The 2,962-nt window shown below is 69.9% G+C and carries 2 protein-coding genes and 2 pseudogenes; 1 reads left to right on the top strand and 3 read right to left on the bottom strand.

Annotation, left to right across the window (positions count from 1 at the left end):
• From G6045_RS40095 to afsQ1, 3 genes and pseudogenes are all read right to left on the bottom strand, one after another.
• Positions 1 to 311: pseudogene (locus G6045_RS40095) on the bottom strand (hypothetical protein); the annotation flags it as partial.
• Positions 308 to 1,879 carry a HAMP domain-containing sensor histidine kinase gene (locus G6045_RS40090; RefSeq protein WP_328708090.1) on the bottom strand — a complete coding sequence of 524 codons (1,572 nt, stop codon included), beginning with the start codon at positions 1,877 to 1,879 and terminating at the stop codon, positions 308 to 310. The pseudogene G6045_RS40095 and the gene G6045_RS40090, both read right to left, overlap by 4 nt.
• 41 nt (positions 1,880 to 1,920) lie before the next feature.
• Complete coding sequence (gene afsQ1, locus G6045_RS40085) at positions 1,921 to 2,598, bottom strand: two-component system response regulator AfsQ1 (RefSeq protein WP_187818216.1); 678 nt, start codon at positions 2,596 to 2,598, stop codon at positions 1,921 to 1,923.
• A 194-nt stretch (positions 2,599 to 2,792) separates the two neighbouring features.
• Between afsQ1 and G6045_RS41875 the strand changes: the two are divergent.
• Positions 2,793 to 2,962: pseudogene (locus G6045_RS41875) on the top strand (SigE family RNA polymerase sigma factor); the annotation flags it as partial.

Genomic DNA, 2,962 nt, shown 5'->3' with positions numbered 1-2,962 from the left:
TCCGCCACCGACGGATCCTCCCGCAACTCGTCGAGCAGCGCCTGAGCCACATCCACCCGGTCATCCGCCGTACGCCCGTCCCCGAGCCGCACCGACCGCTCCACACTCACCAGCTGCGCCCCGCAGACCAGAAAGACCTGCATGGGCAGCCCTCCGGCCGCCTGAGCCGCCACATCGGCCCCCGACGTCGTGCACGGCACCCGCGAAGGCGCCGCCCCGAACTCGGTCGGCACCTCGGTGGACCGGATCCCGCACCCCGAAAGCAGCACCGCCCCGACGGCAAGCAGCACCGCACAAGCCCGCCGCCTCATCGCGCCCCCTCCGCAGCCGGAGAGGCGCCGGACTCCGCGGCGTCCGCGGCCTCTTCGGGCTCGACCGAACCCGGGGCCTCCTGCGGCAGCCGCAGCGTGAACACCGCACCGCCCTCGGGCGAGTTGGCCGCGGTGATCTCCCCGCCGTGAATGTGCGCGTTCTCCAGCGCGATGGAGAGACCGAGCCCCGACCCCTCCGACCGGGGCCGCGAAGCACTCGCCTTGTAGAACCGGTCGAACACATGCGGAAGGACGTCCTCCGGGATCCCCGGCCCGTGGTCACGTACCGAGATCACGATGTCCGCACCCGCCTTGCCGTCCCCGTCCGCCTTGCCGTCCCCGTCCCCGTCCACGCTCTCCTTGCGCACCGACACCCGCACCGGAGACCCGCCGTGCTTGAGCGCGTTGCCGATCAGATTCGCCAGGATCACATCGAGCCGGCGCGGATCGAGCCGCGCCATGGTGCCCCGCTCGGCGTCCAGTTCCACCGCGTCCAGCCAGGCCCGTGCGTCGATACAGGCCGTGATCTGGTCCGCGAGCTCCACATCGTCGAGTACGAGCCGGGCCGTCCCCGCGTCGAAGCGGGTGACCTCCATCAGGTTCTCCACCAGGTCGTTGAGCCGCCGGGTCTCGCTGACGACCAGCCGTACCGCGGGAGCGATCATCGGGTCGAGGCTGTCCTCTTCCTCCTCGAGGACCTCCGTCACGGCCGTGATCGCGGTCAGCGGCGTACGCAGCTCATGGGACATGTCCGCGACGAAGCGCCGGCTGGACTCCTCCCGCGCGCTCATGTCCGCGACCTTCTTCTCCAGGGACTCGGCAGTCCGGTTGAACGTCCGCGAAAGCTCCGCCAGTTCATCCGTCCCCGACACCCGCAGCCGCGTGTCCAGCTTCCCCTCGCCGAGCCGCCGCGCGGCAACGCCGAGGCGGTGTACGGGTTTCAGGACCGTCGTCGCCGCCGCCTGCGCGAGCAGCGCCGCACCGATCAGCGCGAGCGTCGTGGCGATCCCCAGCGACCAGGCGAGCGAACTCAGATCCTTCTGCTCGGGCGCGAGCGACTTGAGCATGTACCCGGTCGGCCCGTCACCGAGCACCCGCGTACCGCCCACGAGATACGGCGTCCCGTCCAGTTGCGTGCGCTGCCAGAACATCCGGTACGCGGCCGGGCCGCCGCCGGACGGCTCCTGCGGCTCGTTCACCGCGTCCTGCAGCGACTCCGGGACGTCGTCGAGCGCGAACGCGGTGGGGGACCCGGCCGTCGCGGAGACCTCCTTGCCGTTCGCGTCCTTGGCGATCAGGATCACGCTGTACTGCTGGCTGCTGCGCGCCATGGCCAGCGCGGCCTCCTGCAGTTCGACCCGGCCCGGATCCGGGCCCAGGGTCGCCGCCCGGTTCTGCATCTCCCCCTGGAAGTCGTTGAGCGCCGCGTCCTGGGTGCGGGTGAGCAGGGCTTCGCGATTGAGCCAGTACGCGATCCCCGAAGCGGTCACCGCGGCGGTCAGCGCCACGAGCCCGAACACCACCACGAGCCGCAGCCGCAGACTGGTGAACCGCAGCTTCGCCGCCACCCTGCGCCCCCAAGTCGGAGCGGTCCGTTCGGAGTTCGACGTCACTGAGGCGTGTCCAAGCGATAACCCACGCCGCGCACCGTACGGATCAGCGTCGGCGAGGACGGCACGTCCTCCACCTTGGCGCGCAGCCGCTGCACACACGCGTCCACGAGCCGGGAGTCACCGAGATAGTCGTGCTCCCATACGAGACGCAGCAACTGCTGCCGGGACAGCGCCTGTCCGGGCCTGCGGCTCAGCTCGAGCAGCAGCCGCAGCTCGGTGGGCGTGAGCTGCAGATCCTCGCCGTTCTTGGTGACCGTCATCGCGGAGCGGTCGATGACCAGCGACCCGAATGTGGCCGAGTCGTTGGCCTCGCGTTCACCACGGCGCAGCACCGCGCGGATCCGGGCGTCGAGCACCCGGCCCTGCACGGGCTTGACCACATAGTCGTCCGCGCCCGACTCCAGGCCGACCACCACGTCGATGTCGTCATTGCGCGCGGTGAGCAGAATGATCGGCAGCTGGTCCGTGCGCCGGATACGCCGGCACACCTCGAAGCCGTCGATGCCGGGCAGCATCACATCCAGCACGATGAGGTCGGGCCGCTGCTCGCTGAGCAGCTTCAGACCGTCCTCGCCGGTGGCAGCCGTGGCCACCCGGTGACCCTGGCGTGTCAGTGACATCTCCAGGGCCGTCCGGATGGCGTCGTCGTCCTCGATCAGCAACAGGGAAGGCACAGAGGTCATTCTGGCCCATCCCAGGGCGCCGTATCGACAGTTGGGCAGGTCCCGCACTCAACCCCCGTAGGACCTACGTAAAGACACAGCCCCCTGTGACAGGTCTGTGACAGTTGGCTGACACCGCCGTCGAAGTGGCCGGGCAGAGTTCTCATCACACGGAACACCACGGACTCCACGACGGGGGGCGCGAGATGAACACGCTGCACAGCACCAGCACAAGCGCAGTTGTCACGCGTCTGCACGATGTCGCGAAGTCCGGCAACGGGGGGCACGAGAAGTCCGGCGCCGTGAGCGGGCGGGGGTGCGCTCGTGGTGCCGGGCGTCAGCACACCGGTTACATGACGGTCGTCGACGTGGCGTC

The sequence above is a fragment of the Streptomyces mesophilus genome (assembly GCF_011044995.1).
In the GTDB taxonomy this organism is placed as follows: domain Bacteria; phylum Actinomycetota; class Actinomycetes; order Streptomycetales; family Streptomycetaceae; genus Streptomyces; species Streptomyces mesophilus.
Note: the sequence above shows the minus strand (reverse complement) of the source record. Positions and strands in the feature narration are given on the sequence as shown.